The sequence below is a fragment of the Lysinibacillus boronitolerans JCM 21713 = 10a = NBRC 103108 genome, assembly GCF_000772935.1.
Lineage (GTDB): Bacteria > Bacillota > Bacilli > Bacillales_A > Planococcaceae > Lysinibacillus > Lysinibacillus boronitolerans.
In genome coordinates, this window is the sequence record NZ_JPVR01000079.1 from 266,188 (window position 1) to 280,040 (window position 13,853).

At 35.1% G+C, this 13,853-nt stretch carries 15 protein-coding genes; 3 read left to right on the forward strand and 12 right to left on the reverse strand.

The window, feature by feature from the left end:
* Window positions 1-428 precede the first annotated feature (428 nt).
* The 10 genes from CD31_RS18225 to CD31_RS18270 all read right to left on the reverse strand — a co-directional run bounded on the left by CD31_RS18225 (window position 429) and on the right by CD31_RS18270 (window position 8,255).
* Complete coding sequence (locus CD31_RS18225; RefSeq protein ID WP_009370513.1) at window positions 429-1,784, reverse strand: FAD-dependent oxidoreductase; 1,356 nt, start codon at window positions 1,782-1,784, stop codon at window positions 429-431.
* 105 nt (window positions 1,785-1,889) lie between these two features.
* A complete protein-coding gene (locus CD31_RS18230) occupies window positions 1,890-2,114 on the reverse strand; it encodes a hypothetical protein (protein WP_009370514.1) in 225 nt (74 codons plus the stop codon).
* 65 nt (window positions 2,115-2,179) lie between these two features.
* Window positions 2,180-2,461, reverse strand: a complete 282-nt coding sequence (locus CD31_RS18235; protein ID WP_009370515.1) for a HesB-like domain-containing protein — start codon at window positions 2,459-2,461, stop codon at window positions 2,180-2,182.
* Window positions 2,458-4,227, reverse strand: a complete 1,770-nt coding sequence (gene arsA, locus CD31_RS18240; protein ID WP_009370516.1) for an arsenical pump-driving ATPase — start codon at window positions 4,225-4,227, stop codon at window positions 2,458-2,460. The genes CD31_RS18235 and arsA overlap by 4 nt, the downstream gene beginning before the upstream one ends.
* A gap of 1 nt (window position 4,228) precedes the next feature.
* Entirely contained in the window at window positions 4,229-4,588 is a 360-nt protein-coding gene (arsD, locus tag CD31_RS18245) for an arsenite efflux transporter metallochaperone ArsD (RefSeq protein ID WP_009370518.1), read from the reverse strand.
* 1 nt (window position 4,589) lies between these two features.
* The gene (arsC, locus tag CD31_RS18250; protein ID WP_016993624.1) at window positions 4,590-5,009 is read right to left on the reverse strand and encodes an arsenate reductase (thioredoxin); all 420 of its coding nucleotides are present in this window, start codon (window positions 5,007-5,009) and stop codon (window positions 4,590-4,592) included.
* 12 nt (window positions 5,010-5,021) lie between these two features.
* Window positions 5,022-6,080: an ACR3 family arsenite efflux transporter gene (arsB, locus tag CD31_RS18255; protein WP_016993623.1), complete on the reverse strand. Its 1,059-nt coding sequence runs from the start codon at window positions 6,078-6,080 to the stop codon at window positions 5,022-5,024.
* On the reverse strand, window positions 6,073-6,399 hold the full coding sequence (locus CD31_RS18260; RefSeq protein ID WP_036079775.1) for an ArsR/SmtB family transcription factor: 327 nt from the start codon (window positions 6,397-6,399) through the stop codon (window positions 6,073-6,075). The genes arsB and CD31_RS18260 overlap by 8 nt, the downstream gene beginning before the upstream one ends.
* Window positions 6,400-6,653: 254 nt before the next feature.
* Complete coding sequence (locus CD31_RS18265; protein WP_009374034.1) at window positions 6,654-7,100, reverse strand: MarR family winged helix-turn-helix transcriptional regulator; 447 nt, start codon at window positions 7,098-7,100, stop codon at window positions 6,654-6,656.
* A 90-nt stretch (window positions 7,101-7,190) separates the two neighbouring features.
* A complete protein-coding gene (locus tag CD31_RS18270; RefSeq protein ID WP_009374035.1) occupies window positions 7,191-8,255 on the reverse strand; it encodes a flavin-containing monooxygenase in 1,065 nt (354 codons plus the stop codon).
* A 399-nt stretch (window positions 8,256-8,654) separates the two neighbouring features.
* On the opposite strand from CD31_RS18270, the gene CD31_RS18275 reads away from it, so the two are divergent.
* From CD31_RS18275 to CD31_RS18285, 3 genes are all read left to right on the forward strand, one after another.
* Complete coding sequence (locus CD31_RS18275; RefSeq protein WP_009374036.1) at window positions 8,655-9,017, forward strand: ArsR/SmtB family transcription factor; 363 nt, start codon at window positions 8,655-8,657, stop codon at window positions 9,015-9,017.
* Window positions 9,010-11,388 (forward strand): heavy metal translocating P-type ATPase, encoded by a 2,379-nt coding sequence (locus tag CD31_RS18280; protein ID WP_009374038.1) that lies wholly within the window; start codon window positions 9,010-9,012, stop codon window positions 11,386-11,388. Before CD31_RS18275 ends, CD31_RS18280 begins: the two co-directional genes overlap by 8 nt.
* A 114-nt stretch (window positions 11,389-11,502) precedes the next feature.
* Window positions 11,503-12,117, forward strand: a complete 615-nt coding sequence (locus CD31_RS18285; protein ID WP_009374040.1) for a methyltransferase family protein — start codon at window positions 11,503-11,505, stop codon at window positions 12,115-12,117.
* Between the two features lie 75 nt (window positions 12,118-12,192).
* On the opposite strand, the gene CD31_RS23875 is transcribed toward CD31_RS18285, so the two are convergent.
* The gene (locus CD31_RS23875; protein ID WP_009374041.1) at window positions 12,193-13,077 is read right to left on the reverse strand and encodes a cupredoxin domain-containing protein; all 885 of its coding nucleotides are present in this window, start codon (window positions 13,075-13,077) and stop codon (window positions 12,193-12,195) included.
* 14 nt (window positions 13,078-13,091) lie between these two features.
* A complete protein-coding gene (locus tag CD31_RS18295) occupies window positions 13,092-13,844 on the reverse strand; it encodes an urease accessory protein UreH domain-containing protein (RefSeq protein WP_009374042.1) in 753 nt (250 codons plus the stop codon).
* Between the last annotated feature and the right edge of the window lie 9 nt (window positions 13,845-13,853).

The following is a 13,853-nucleotide window of genomic DNA, read 5'->3' on the forward strand; positions in this document are numbered from 1 at the left end:
TATTTATTACAATGTTTTTTCAGTAAAGCTTTTTTCATAAGTAAAAACGCTACCTAAAGTATATTTCAATTAGTAATGATGTCTGTCATCCCAAATCTGTTCCATAAGTTTGTCCATCCCATTTCCCTTAGTATTTTAAAAAGACTGCTAGCTTTCACTAACAGTCAATTAATTAAACTTTATAGAATTCTCCACATTAGACTTACCTATTTTACATTTGTATTAGGTATGTTGTTTTTCTTATCCCAAATAATATATATGGTGAATGCTATAGGTCCAGTTAAAAAAACACAAATCAACCATATTAAATAACATTGCTTACTAAACTTATTTTCCAGATATTCATGTGTAATATATGATAACATTAAGATAATTAATATATATACTCCCACTATAAATAACTGATTTAACAAAACATATCCCCCCAATTAGCAACATGTATTTGATTGATTGACAAGATTAATACTACATACGCCTGTTTCTGGTAATTCTAATTCAACACGTTTCGACGCTTCTTCATCTCCTGATAAATAAGCTGTTATTGAACGAACCTGTTCGTAGCCGGTTGCCATTAAAAATGTTGGTGCGCGTCCATAACTTTTAGCTCCGACTATATAGAAGTCCTTTTCAGGTTGGCGTAGTATTTCTTCACCATGCGCTCTGACTGTGCCACAACTATGCTCATTAGGATCAATTAGTGGCGCTAATGCTTGCACACTTTCTGTTGCTGTATCAATAGATAAACGCAGTTCATTGTTCATGGTAAAATCAGGTCGATTTCCTGCATTAACAATAAGTTCATCGAATCCTGTAAGTACTTTTTGTTCTCCATTAATAGTACCTACAATATGGATATTCTCTTCTTTTTTCACCTGTGAAATATAGAAAGGTGTTACTACCTCAATCTTTCCTGTATCTACTAATTCATGGATGCGAATACCGAGTGCGCCACGTGCTGCCAACGCATCTTTTTCCTCCCCGCCATAGGCTTCTTCTACAGATCTTTTACGCATAATCCACACAAGCTTTGTTGAAGGATTATCTTTTTGTAATTCAGCCAAAGCTAATAAGGTATTGATCGCTGAATGACCACCACCAATGACAGCAACCTTCTTATTTGCATATCTCTTAGGATTCGTATTTATATCTGGAATACCATACTCAATGTGATCTGCTAATACTTTCTCATTTTTCAGCCAAACACCTGTAGAATTTGCTGGGTTTGGGTTCCCCCATGTACCCGTTGCATCGATAACTGCTTTTGCCTCAATAATATCGATGTCATCCTCTTTTTCAACATATATATTAAAGAACTGATTTAATCGATTTTTTGATTTCATTTTATCATTTAATTGTCTTGAAATACCTACTACTTTTGAGTTCAATCGGATACTAGGTTTTATTTGTGTTAACTCTGCCAAAGGTTTTAAATAAAGATCAATTAACTCATGCCCTGTAGGTATTGTTTCTAAGTTAGGTTCTACCCAATCAGACCCCTCTAATAATGATTTAGCAGCTCTATTGATGTTATAACGCCATGGAGAAAATAATGTGACATGCCCCCAAGTACGAATATTGTGTGCTATTTCATTGCCAGCTTCAAGTAAAATAAATGACTGGTTTTGCTCTACTAAATGAGCAGCAGTAGCTAACCCGATAGGACCTGCACCAATTATGACAATCGGTAAATTCTTATTGGAATTATTAACAGTCTCTTGGACTTCAATGTCCTGAACAGGAGTACAACAAGATTGATTTTGATTGATTACTTTTAGTGTTTTCATATAAACTTCTCCTCTTTTTTCTTTATATAAGCATTCCCTTATATAAAATATATTTTTTACGTCTAGCAGTAAGCTAGACGTAATTTATTTAAGCTTTTGTGATAGTTATGAACACACTTCCATTTCACACATGATTTTATCAATTTCTTTTATAGCTTTTTCAAATTGCAACCATGTAGAAGTGCCGTAACGATCCATATCTCCTTTAAAGAAGAAATCAAAAGCAAACTCTTTAGCCTGTATCAATGTGTATTCTCTACTATTCATTATTAACTTTAAATAAGCGATAAAATAATCTTTAGTTAATTCGCTAGCATGGTTTACTGTCATTATTGCATCCTCCATTCAACGGATTGAATAATTGCTACGACAGACAGTATATTTAGGATCACTTGTTAGCAAGATGTCGGTGAGTATCCAACTAATACTAAACCTAGCTCACCATTCTCTTCTTCTGCATGGATCGTAACATCTGTTAATTGCGGTGCAATATCAGGATGAATTGCGACTTCGATACCTTCAATTGTTTGAATTGCATCTTCTTCTGCTGGTGCTTCTAAGCCTACACCTAAATTAACCCCACAGCAGCCTGCAATACCAAAGAAACGAAGCGTTTTAACCTCTGAATCAGCTAATACCTGTTCTAAATAATTTTTACCTTCTAGACTCATTTTCATTTGATTTTCTCTCCTTTTAATTCATGTAAGCCTTGTGTTCCAACCGGTGGCGTTTTTACCCATGGAATGGCCACAAATTGATTATTGCTGATGGATCTAACTTCTTTTAGCCATTTCGTTTCAGCTTGTTGTTTTTGAATTAATGTTGGACTTGTTGTATAGATAGATGAAAACGTTTGATTAACAACCCACCAATCAACAGATAATCCAGCACGGTGTAAATCTTCTTGTAAGCGCGAAGCTTCATAAACAGGTGTTGCTTCAGGAAGAGTTACAATGGCAACACTCGTATAAGAGGCATCACGCAACCTTGGTAACAGGTTAGAAACAGCTGGAGGAATATCCCCTTGTGAACGGCTTATTTCCCGATGATAAGCTTCTGTTGCGTCTAGTAAAAGCAACGTATGCCCTGTTGGTGCGGTATCAATAATAATGACTTCATCTTGATGATTTTCTACAACGTTAGCAAATGCTTTGAATACAGCTATTTCCTCTGTACAAGGAGAAGCCAAATCCTCTTTCACAAATGCTAAACCTTCCTCATTCATCGTTTCACTTGCCTTTGCAAGCACTTCTGCTTCATAGTTTGCCACTTCTGCTTTTGGATCAATACGACTGATCGTTAAATTATTAACGTTGTCATCTCCGAATGTCCAATCGAGGTGTGCGGCGGGATCTGTTGTAGTTAAATGTACATGAGTATCCTCTTCTGCTAATCGTAATGCAATATAAGAAGCCACAGTTGTTTTTCCAACCCCACCTTTCCCCATCGTAAAAATGAGTTTCGGTTTACGTTCTAAATAATCTGCAATCATTTCTTCTATCTCAGGAATCTTAGTTTCTTCATTTGATTCATCTGCATGTATAACTTCTTTGTCAGTCATCCATGCTTGCATACGCTCAATACTTGATAATGAGTACGGTACAAAAGGTAAGTAGAAATGCTCAAATTGATTTAGTTCTTCAGGAATTCTTGCTATTGCATCAGCTTGACGCGCAATGAAAGCCTCTTCGATATCATCAGTAGAATTGGCATTGCTCATATATCCATTAATTAGTAGAGTCTGATTTTGAATGCCTATTTCAAACAATTCGTGAGAAGCACGTGCAGCTTCCTTTAAAGGATTTTCTTCTGGGCGTGTCACTAACATTAACGTTGTTTGATTAGCATTCTTTAAACGTTCAACTGCCTCTTTATAGACTTCACGTTGTGGTTCTAGCCCTTTTAAAGGACCTAAACATGAAGTGCCAGTCGTGTTATCGTCTAGAAACGTAGACCATGCAGAAGGCAACTGTAATAATCGTAACGTATGCCCTGTAGGGGCTGTATCAAACACCACAGTGTCAAAATTCCCAATCACTGAAGTATCAGTCAATAGTGAAGCAAATTCATTAAAGGCAGCAATTTCTACTGTGCAAGCACCAGAAAGTTGTTCCTCCATATTTTGTAATACCACTTCAGGTAGTTTTCCACGGTACGGACCAACCATTTGCTCTTTGTAATGTTGTGCTGCCTGTTCAGGGTCCAAATTTATCGCAAATAAATTGTCTATGCCTTCAATTTTTGTTGGACTATTAGAAAGCGTTTGGCCAAAAATATCTTGTAAGTTGGATGCGGGGTCTGTACTAATTAAAAGTACCTTTTTCCCTTCCCTTGCAATGGCTATTGATAGGCTACAAGCAACCGATGTTTTCCCAACGCCCCCTTTCCCCGTGAAAAACAGGAATGGGGTGTCAGGGAAATGAATTCTTGTAAAGCGTTCCATCTTACGCATCTCCTTTTAGTGACAAGCGTACTTTTGGCTTTTGTAGTAATTCGTCTTCTGAAAGTCCTGACCACTGTGAAAATTGTTCATTTGTTGGATAGATTCCTTTGCAAAGTAATTCTCCATCCACAAACGTTGCAGGTAAGGCATCCATTCCTTCTGACACTAATAGTTGATTGATTGCTTCGTTTTCTACAAAAGCATTTGGCTCGTTTGTAAGATTAAATCTTTCAGCTTCTATGTTTGTTTTCTTTAAATTATTCATAATAAATGACATTCGCAATAATTCTGGGTCTATAGAAGGTCCACATAAGCCTGTAGAACAGCACATTGCTGGCTCATAGATATGAATTTTTTTCAATTTATTTCAGCTCCTCAGCTACAAATTGTTCAATGCGTTTACCAATTGCATCACGAACATTTTGGAATACAGCCCACTTCTCTTCATCAGTACCTGTCGCTTTCGCTGGATCTTCAAATCCCCAATGCTCACGACGAACGTGAGGAGGTGTCATTGGGCATTTATCAGCTGCATCCCCACATAAAGTGACAACTAATGTTGCATTGTTTAATGTCTCAAAATCAATTAAATCGGATGTATGATTTGAAATATCAACCCCTACCTCCGCCATCGCTTTAGTAGCATTCGGATTTACGCCATGTGCTTCAATACCAGCACTTTTAACTGTCCAATTGGTAGGTAGTAATTTCTTTGCCCATCCTTCAGCCATCTGACTTCGACATGAGTTTCCTGTACATAAGAAATAAAGTGTATTTGTCATAGTAATTGCTCCTTATAATTTAATGGTTTTAAAGTATTTTTTCTGCCAACGTAAGGCAACCCATACAAGTCCAATGAGGACTGGTACTTCCACTAGTGGTCCAATAACAGCGGCAAATGCCACGCCACTATGCAAGCCAAACACACCCACTGCAACAGCAATTGCTAACTCGAAGTTGTTGCTTGCAGCTGTAAAAGAAAGAGCTGCTGTGACAGGATAAGATGCACCTACTTTACGGGAAGAGAAGAATGACACAGCAAACATGATCACAAAGTAAATAAATAATGGAATAGCAATTCGCACTACATCAAGTGGCAGTTCTACTAATTGCTCACCCTTTAAAGCAAACATCAACACAATCGTGAACAGCAGTGCAATTAAAGTAAGTGGTGAAATTTTCGGTAAGAACTTTTCTTCATACCACTGTTTTCCTTTTGCTTTAATTCCTATCCATCGTGTGAGGAATCCTGCTGCAAATGGTATCCCTAAGTAAATTAGAACGCTCTTTGTAATCTCCCACATAGAAATGGATACATTGAAATTCTCTAAACCAAACCAACCAGGTAATACATTTAAGAAAAAGTAAGCAAAAATTGAATACGTCACAATTTGAAAAATGGAGTTAAAGGCAACTAAACCAGCTACATATTCACGATCTCCACGCGCTAAATCATTCCACACAATCACCATGGCAATACATCGAGCTAAGCCAATCATAATGAGTCCAGCCATATATTCTGGGTAATCTTGTAAGAAGATAATCGCTAAAAAGAACATGAGGAACGGGCCGAGTAACCAGTTTTGTAAAAGTGATAGTAATAGCACTTTCCAATCCTTAAACACTCGCCACATTTCTTCATACTTTACTTTCGCTAATGGTGGATACATCATGACAATTAACCCTATAGCAATCGGTATGGACGTTGTTCCAATAGACATGGACTCTAACGCTTCCCCAACATTAGGCATGGTGATACTTAATACAACACCTATTCCCATCGCAACGAATATCCAAAGGGTAAGGTAACGATCTAGAAAAGAAAGCTGTTTTGTTAAAGATTCATTACTCATTTATATTTCCCCCTACATGGCAGCAATCGGTTTCACAATTGCACCCCTTTAAAGGCTGAATTTGTTCTAAAATGCCCTTCATCAGTGGCGTTTGATTCTCTACTAAACGGTAATGTTTCCAAGTCCCTACTTTCCGTTCCGTAATAATGCCTGCCTCCTTTAATTTTCGTAGATGTTGACTAACGGCTGGTTGTGATATTCCTAGCACATCCACAAAATCACATACACATACCTCCCCGTTTTTCATGCATGCAAGTAATTTAATGCGATTCAAATCCGCTGCTGCTTTTAGTTGTTTTTCAATTAGTGTGTTTTCCATTTATCTGCACTCCTTATATAACTGTTTTCTTATATATTATTTTAAATAAAATCACCTCGTAAGAAGGTGACATAATCAGTATATAACTATATTCTTATATTATGATTTAATGTTTTGAATTGCAACAGATATTTACCCATTTTAAAAAAATTTTTATACTTTGTAAAAAGCGTACGTTCAGTTACCTAAACGTACGCTTTAAAAGATAATGATAAAGATTAATTTATCTCCATTAATTTTTCTTTAGTAACGAGTTATGGAGAAGGTGTACAACACAAATTTGATTTAGCCATAGCTTTATTTAAGAGTTCAATTGAACGTAAAACAGTTTCTTTTTCGAAGTCATTCAAATGTGAAAAAACTTCATTTAAATAATTGTTTATCATTTCATCAATTGTAGTAGCGAGAAATGTACCCTCCACAGTTAATGACAAAATGTACACTCTTTTATCTGATGTTAGAGGAGTTTTTTTGACAAGATTCATCTTAATAAGAGTTTGAATCTGTCTACTAAATGTAGTAATATCCATACCTATTGCCTCTGCTATTTGTTGCATAGAAGGATTATTTTGTTTGTCGATCTCATATAGAATATGGCTCTGTATTGGTGTGATGTCAATTGATCCTACAGTACAACATGTTTTATTTAGTAGAGCAAACTTTTGAGTTAAAACTTGAAAAAGTTCACGTTTATTTTCCATTTAATCATCTCCTATAAAGACATATATATTATTTATTTGCAAAATACAACTAAAATATATTTAACTTTTTTTGAAGATGTTTTTCCTACTTCAAAAGTTTCTACTTTTCATGTGGTGAAGTAACTTTTTCACAACATACTCGGCATCTTCTCCCACACCTCTTAAAGTTGCAGATGCAAATGATCGTTGTCCTTCTAGTCCCACAAAATATAATCCAGGGATACTGCTAATACCTGCCTTTTGTAAAGGCATTCCTTCCCCATCTAATGCACCAAGTAATTTCATATAGGGTAAATGTGGTCTGTATCCTGTGGCATAGATAATGGTATCTACAGGCTCCCTTTCTCCGTCCGGCCAAATAACTCCATCTTCATAAAAAGAAGTAAACATTAAACGTTGTTCCGGACTCCCCTTACTAATTCGATCTTTATATCCTCCTATATCATTCACAGCATTTGATCTGGGTGCCGTTTTTCCAAAGCGCCAGAAAGGAAAGGTATCAAAACCAAATACCTTCAACCAATAGTGTATGTCCCGTCCAAGTAGACGTTGTTTTACAAATTTTATTGGCTGTCGTACTGAAAGAGTAGTTTGGCTAACCTTAGACAATTCAACAGCAATTTGCACAGCCGAATTACCTCCTCCGATTACGATTACCCTTTGGTTGTGATATGGCTGTGGATTTCGATATTCTGAAGAGTGAAGTGTTTTCCCTTGAAAGACTTCTCTTCCTTGAATGTTAGGAATAAAAGGATTATTAAATGAGCCTGTAGCATTTATGATTGTTCTAACTTGAAATTTATCGCCTGTGACAGTTCGAACAATAAAACCTATGTTATTTTTCTCAATCATATCTACTCTCTGATTAATTAAAACAGGTAATTGGAACTTTTTTTTATAATCTTGTAAGTATCGAATAACTTCATCCCTTTTCGGATAGAGATTCTGGTTTCCAGGAAACTTCATGCCGGGCATAGAGGAAAACCCTGCTGGAGAAAACAATTTAAGACTGTCATAATAATTTGGCCAAGAACCCCCGATCTGATTACTTTCTTCTAATATTAAAAATCGTAGACCTTTTTTCAGTAAATGATAGCCTGCTGCAAGTCCAGCCTGCCCTCCCCCAATAACGATTGTATCAAGAATCCCTTTCATTTTTTATCCCCCTTCATTATTTGCATTTTGCAAATATAAATTCATTAAAAATAATAGCTGTAATTAATAAAACTAAGTAAAACACAAAAATATTCTATCCTTAATAAATATATATAGCAATTTTATTTGCAATTTGCAACTATTATTCAAACTAATAATTATTATATTCAATAGCTAACCTCTAATTTAATGATCTACATTTCTTTTTCCATACATATCCAAAAAAATTAACTTTTTTCAAGCTTAGGCTTTTGCATATACTTTTCTGGTCAAAAATAATAAATTGCATTAAATAAATAAAACATTCAAATAACTGTTTGACTATTTGAATGTTTAAGTTTATTATAAAAACAATCAAATAATCGTTTGAACGTTTGAATGATAACTGGAGGAAAATATATGAAAGAAATATGTGAAATCACCTGTATTCATGAGGATAAAGTAAACTATGTTCAAGACAAGTTAAAAGAAAAAAAATCAATGGATGTTGCTAAAGTTTTTAAAGCACTTTCGGATGATACACGTGTAAAAATTGCCTATGCGCTAACACTAGAAGATGAATTATGTGTTTGCGATATCGCTAATATTATTGGGTCAACAACAGCAACTGCGTCGCACCATTTGCGTTTACTACGAAATTTAGGATTAGCTGAATATCGTAAAGAAGGGAAATTGGTTTATTACGCTATTCATGACCCATATTTTAAGAATTTAATCAGTGTTGCATTTGAAGAACATAAAGAAGGTGAAATTAATGACTGAGGAAAAACAGGTATTCCGCGTGAACGGTTTCTCTTGTGCCAACTGTGCAAGTAAATTTGAACGTAATGTAAAAGAAATACCTGGTGTTCAAGATGCAAAGGTGAACTTTGGGGCATCTAAAATATCAGTTACAGGCGATGCGACCGTGGAGGAGTTAGAAAAGGCTGGAGCTTTCGAAAACTTAAAAGTAACGCCAGAAAAACAAAAACGTGTTACTCCACCCCAAACAGATACTACCTATAGAATTGAAGGCTTCTCGTGTGCAAACTGTGCAGGTAAATTTGAACGTAATGTAAAAGAGCTTCCAGGGGTTCAAGATGCAAAAGTAAACTTCGGTGCTTCTAAAATTTCCGTAACTGGCGAAACAACTATTGCGGAACTTGAAAAAGCTGGAGCTTTTGAAAATTTAAAAGTATCAATGGATACACCTTCATACAGATCTAAAGCTCCATCTTCTGACAATAGTGAGGGGCAAGTTGAAAAGAAAGTACCATTTTACAAAAAACATAGCACACTTTTATACGCAAGCTTATTTATCGTATTCGGTTATCTATCTCAATACGTAAACGGTGAAGAAAATCTTATTACCTCCCTATTATTTATAGCTTCAATTGTAATCGGTGGTTTCAATCTATTCAAAGTTGGTTTCAAAAATTTAACTCGCTTTGATTTTGACATGAAAACATTAATGACGGTAGCTGTCATTGGTGCTGCATTTATAGGAGAATGGGCAGAAGCATCCATAGTTGTTATCCTATTCGCTATTAGTGAAGCTTTAGAGCGTTATTCAATGGATAAAGCACGTCAATCAATTCGCTCATTAATGGATATTGCACCAAAAGAAGCTTTAATTCGTCGAAATGGTCAAGAAATCATGGTACACGTAGATGATATAGAGATTGGCGATATTATGATTGTTATACCTGGGCAAAAAATTGCAATGGATGGCATCGTGGTTAGCGGTCTTTCTGCAGTCAACCAAGCAGCTATTACAGGGGAATCAGTACCAGTTTCAAAAACAGTAGATGATGAGGTATTCGCTGGAACACTAAATGAAGAGGGTTTATTAGAAGTTAAAATTACAAAATACGTTGAAGATACAACGATTTCAAAAATTATACATCTAGTTGAAGAAGCTCAAGGTGAACGCGCTCCTTCACAAGCATTTGTTGATAAATTTGCGAAATATTATACACCAATTATCATGGTCATTGCAGGGCTTGTAGTAATTGTTCCCCCACTGTTCTTCGATGGTAGTTGGGAAACTTGGGTTTATCAAGGTTTATCAGTACTTGTAGTTGGATGTCCATGTGCGCTTGTTATTTCAACACCAATTTCAATTGTTTCAGCTATAGGTAATGCTGCTAAAAAAGGGGTTTTAATTAAAGGTGGCATTTATTTAGAGGAAATGGGTTCGCTTAAGGCAATTGCTTTTGATAAAACAGGTACGCTTACAAAAGGTGTTCCAGTGGTTACAAACTTTGATGTAATGAATACCCAAAAAGATTCAAAAAAGATTCTAGCCATAATTACGGCTTTAGAATATCGATCTCAGCACCCTTTAGCTTCTGCGATTATTAAAAGAGCCGAAGAAGAAAATGTTTCATTCAAAAATATCAACGTTGATGCTTTCGCAGCCATTACTGGCAAAGGAATAAAAGGTGAAGTAGATGGTACTTTGTATTACATCGGTAGCCCAAAATTGTTCCAAGAGTTAAATGTACCTATTCCAGAGAATTTAGAAGGAAACATCCTTAAGTTACAAAATGAAGGCAAAACTGCCATGATATTAGGAACTGAAAAAGAGATTCAAGCAATCATTGCCGTAGCTGATGAGGTACGTGAATCTAGCCAAGAAATTATTGAGAAATTGCATAACATGGGTGTTAAGAAAACAATCATGTTAACTGGTGATAATAAAGGGACTGCGAATGCAATTGGTCATCATGTAGGGGTTTCTGAAATTCAAGCTGAATTAATGCCTGAAGACAAACTTTCCTATATAAAACAACTTCGAAAAGACTATGGCAATGTTGCGATGGTCGGTGATGGTGTCAACGATGCTCCTGCTTTAGCAGCTTCTACAGTCGGTATCGCCATGGGTGGTGCTGGTACAGACACTGCATTAGAGACTGCAGATGTTGCTTTAATGGCAGATGATCTACGGAAATTACCGTTTACAATAAAGCTAAGTCGTAAGGCCTTAAATATTATCAAGGCAAATATAGCATTTGCCATTTTAATTAAACTAGCTGCATTACTATTAGTTATTCCAGGTTGGCTAACACTTTGGATTGCCATTGTCTCAGATATGGGAGCAACATTGTTAGTAGCATTAAACAGCTTACGTTTAATGCGTGTTAAAGAATGAATTAACGCACTTTATTCAATAGATGGGCTTTTTATATGAAAGTCCATCTTTTTATTTCTAGTACTTTACTTTCTTAAAATAGCACTTAATTCATTATAGAAAGAAGAGATAAAAATGGAACTGGTAAATGTTTTTTCATTGATTCTGTTTGCTTTGTTTTTATTTTCCTATTCATTAAAGCTAGTTATTCTAAATAAGAAATCAGGGATAAAAGCAAATGTGTTAGGAAAAGGAAATAAGGGGACATCCGTCGATTCTTCCGAAATGTTTGTTAAAATTTCAACTTTCGTATGGGGAATTGCATGGCTTTTAGAGTCAATATTTGATAATTCGATTGATAATATTTTACCTAAACTATTCACCAATGAGGTTATGCATTACTTTGGATTAATGACAATTACCATTGGTTTACTGTTTTTTATTTTATCAATGATAACAATGAAAACCTCTTGGAGAGTTGGTATAGATAAAGAAACAAAAACCTCGCTAATCACCAATGGTTTATACAAATATAGTCGAAATCCTGCATTTGTTGGATTCAATTTAATGTTTATAGGTCTATTTTTGACATTCCCTAACTTAGTTACATTAATTATTTGTTTACTAAATATAGTTTCAATTCATAACCTTATTCTTCAAGAAGAAAAACACTTAGAGAATATGCTTAAAGTAGAATATCTCTCGTATAAGAATAAAACCCCACGATACTTATTTTTTAAATCTACATAAGTAAAGAAATTTTAAAGGTGAAACTAAAACAAAGCACAGACTCTTAATGGCTGTGCTTTGTTTCGTTGTTATCCATTATTCAACTATTATCTTTCCAAAATACATATTCATTCCACAATGAAACGTATATATACCCGGTTTTTCTGGTGTGAATTCGACCAAGTTATCACCTTTATCAAGATCTTTTTCTATTTGGAAATCCTCTATTATTAAGTATGATAAGCATCCACCTGAAAAACTCTTTTGAAAATGAAGTTGAACTGGGATTCCAGCTTTTACTTTTACATTCTCAGGTGTATATCCAAATGGCTCTACCATTATGACGGCTTCCTGATAACCGTCTTTTTGCTCTGCTTTTACTTCATTTATTTTTGTAGAAGAATCGTCTGAAACCGGAGTTGTATCACCCAAAAGATCTCTGAAGTAATGAGAAATGGGTTTAAAGAATACAACAGAAACAACTAATAATACGGCAATTACACAAAAAATAACTTTACTCCATTTATTTTTATTTGATATTACCGTTATTGTATCTGTTCCCTTAACTTCTTGTCTAATTAATTTCAATATAAGAATCATGACAATGATAAAAATTGCATCCACAAATATCATCATAACGACAGGATCTTGAGAAAAAACCATTACCCCCAACATTGCACCCATCATGCCGCCCATGATACCTGCTAATAGTCCATCTAATGAAGCCAATAAACTAAAGGGACGCCCAATAACATATCCAATTATCATGCCAAAAAGTACTGAGGAGATTACTGGGACAGTCATTTTCCCTACTAATATTACTCCTAATATGGTTCCTACTACTATGCTAGCCATCATAGAAACAGCCATTGCAATCATCATAGCAGTCATTTCTGATAAGAACGATTTGGCACGATAGGTAGAAAAAATGACGTAACCGGTTAACAAAAAAATAATACTAAAACTAAATATATATATCATAAACAAATTCCCTTCTATCCTATCCAAGCATTTAAAGTTTCGAATAATCCTGACAATATAAAGAAGATTGCAGAAATATTCCTTGATACATTATGGAATGAATACAAAGTCTTCTTCATTGGATTTAATAACCGTTCACTAATAGTCAGTAGTATCACATATAAAATGAGTGGCATTGCTGTTCCAATTGCAAAAAAAATGGGACCTATCAAATTAAATTCTCCATTTCCTGTCGGCAATAACAAGACAAAAAATAACCAAAACAACGTAGGACAGAATAAAAAACCCATAGCCAACCCAAAAGAAAGAGATGTATTTTTCAATTTCAATCCTTTTTGGACTTTTTGGAAGATACGTTGTGATGCAGAGGAATGTACTGAAATATTTCCAAGGAGAGCTAATCCAATTAGAATAAGAGTAAGGCCAAATAATTTACGGAAAAACATTGTTCCAATGAAAGGAATATCAGCAACTGTACTACCGATGAATACAGACATTATGCCTAACAATATGTACACTAAAGATTTGCCTGTAATATAACTCCCTACATTCAACCACCTTTTATTTTTTTCAGTCTCATATGTAATCAAAGCAACAGCAGTAGAATTAGATGTAAGTTGACATGGTGCAGTTGCCCCAACCAACCCTAATAAGAAAGCCTTCATTCCCCATACATCTAGTTTTAGTGCTAATGTATAAATTGGTTCTGCTACTAAATTGGCTAACTGACTTAACCACACATGTATCTGAAGAAGTACCTCATTCATTTAAATTCC

Coding starts and splice junctions, on each gene's coding strand:
- CD31_RS18225 (WP_009370513.1), bottom strand. CDS start 1,784: ATGAAAACACTAAAAGTAATCAATCAAAATCAATCTTGTTGTACTCCT.
- CD31_RS18230 (WP_009370514.1), bottom strand. CDS start 2,114: ATGACAGTAAACCATGCTAGCGAATTAACTAAAGATTATTTTATCGCT.
- CD31_RS18235 (WP_009370515.1), bottom strand. CDS start 2,461: ATGAAAATGAGTCTAGAAGGTAAAAATTATTTAGAACAGGTATTAGCT.
- arsA (WP_009370516.1), bottom strand. CDS start 4,227: ATGGAACGCTTTACAAGAATTCATTTCCCTGACACCCCATTCCTGTTT.
- arsC (WP_016993624.1), bottom strand. CDS start 5,009: ATGACAAATACACTTTATTTCTTATGTACAGGAAACTCATGTCGAAGT.
- arsB (WP_016993623.1), bottom strand. CDS start 6,080: ATGAGTAATGAATCTTTAACAAAACAGCTTTCTTTTCTAGATCGTTAC.
- CD31_RS18260 (WP_036079775.1), bottom strand. CDS start 6,399: ATGGAAAACACACTAATTGAAAAACAACTAAAAGCAGCAGCGGATTTG.
- CD31_RS18265 (WP_009374034.1), bottom strand. CDS start 7,100: ATGGAAAATAAACGTGAACTTTTTCAAGTTTTAACTCAAAAGTTTGCT.
- CD31_RS18270 (WP_009374035.1), bottom strand. CDS start 8,255: ATGAAAGGGATTCTTGATACAATCGTTATTGGGGGAGGGCAGGCTGGA.
- CD31_RS18275 (WP_009374036.1), top strand. CDS start 8,655: ATGAAAGAAATATGTGAAATCACCTGTATTCATGAGGATAAAGTAAAC.
- CD31_RS18280 (WP_009374038.1), top strand. CDS start 9,010: ATGACTGAGGAAAAACAGGTATTCCGCGTGAACGGTTTCTCTTGTGCC.
- CD31_RS18285 (WP_009374040.1), top strand. CDS start 11,503: ATGGAACTGGTAAATGTTTTTTCATTGATTCTGTTTGCTTTGTTTTTA.
- CD31_RS23875 (WP_009374041.1), bottom strand. CDS start 13,077: ATGATATATATATTTAGTTTTAGTATTATTTTTTTGTTAACCGGTTAC.
- CD31_RS18295 (WP_009374042.1), bottom strand. CDS start 13,844: ATGAATGAGGTACTTCTTCAGATACATGTGTGGTTAAGTCAGTTAGCC.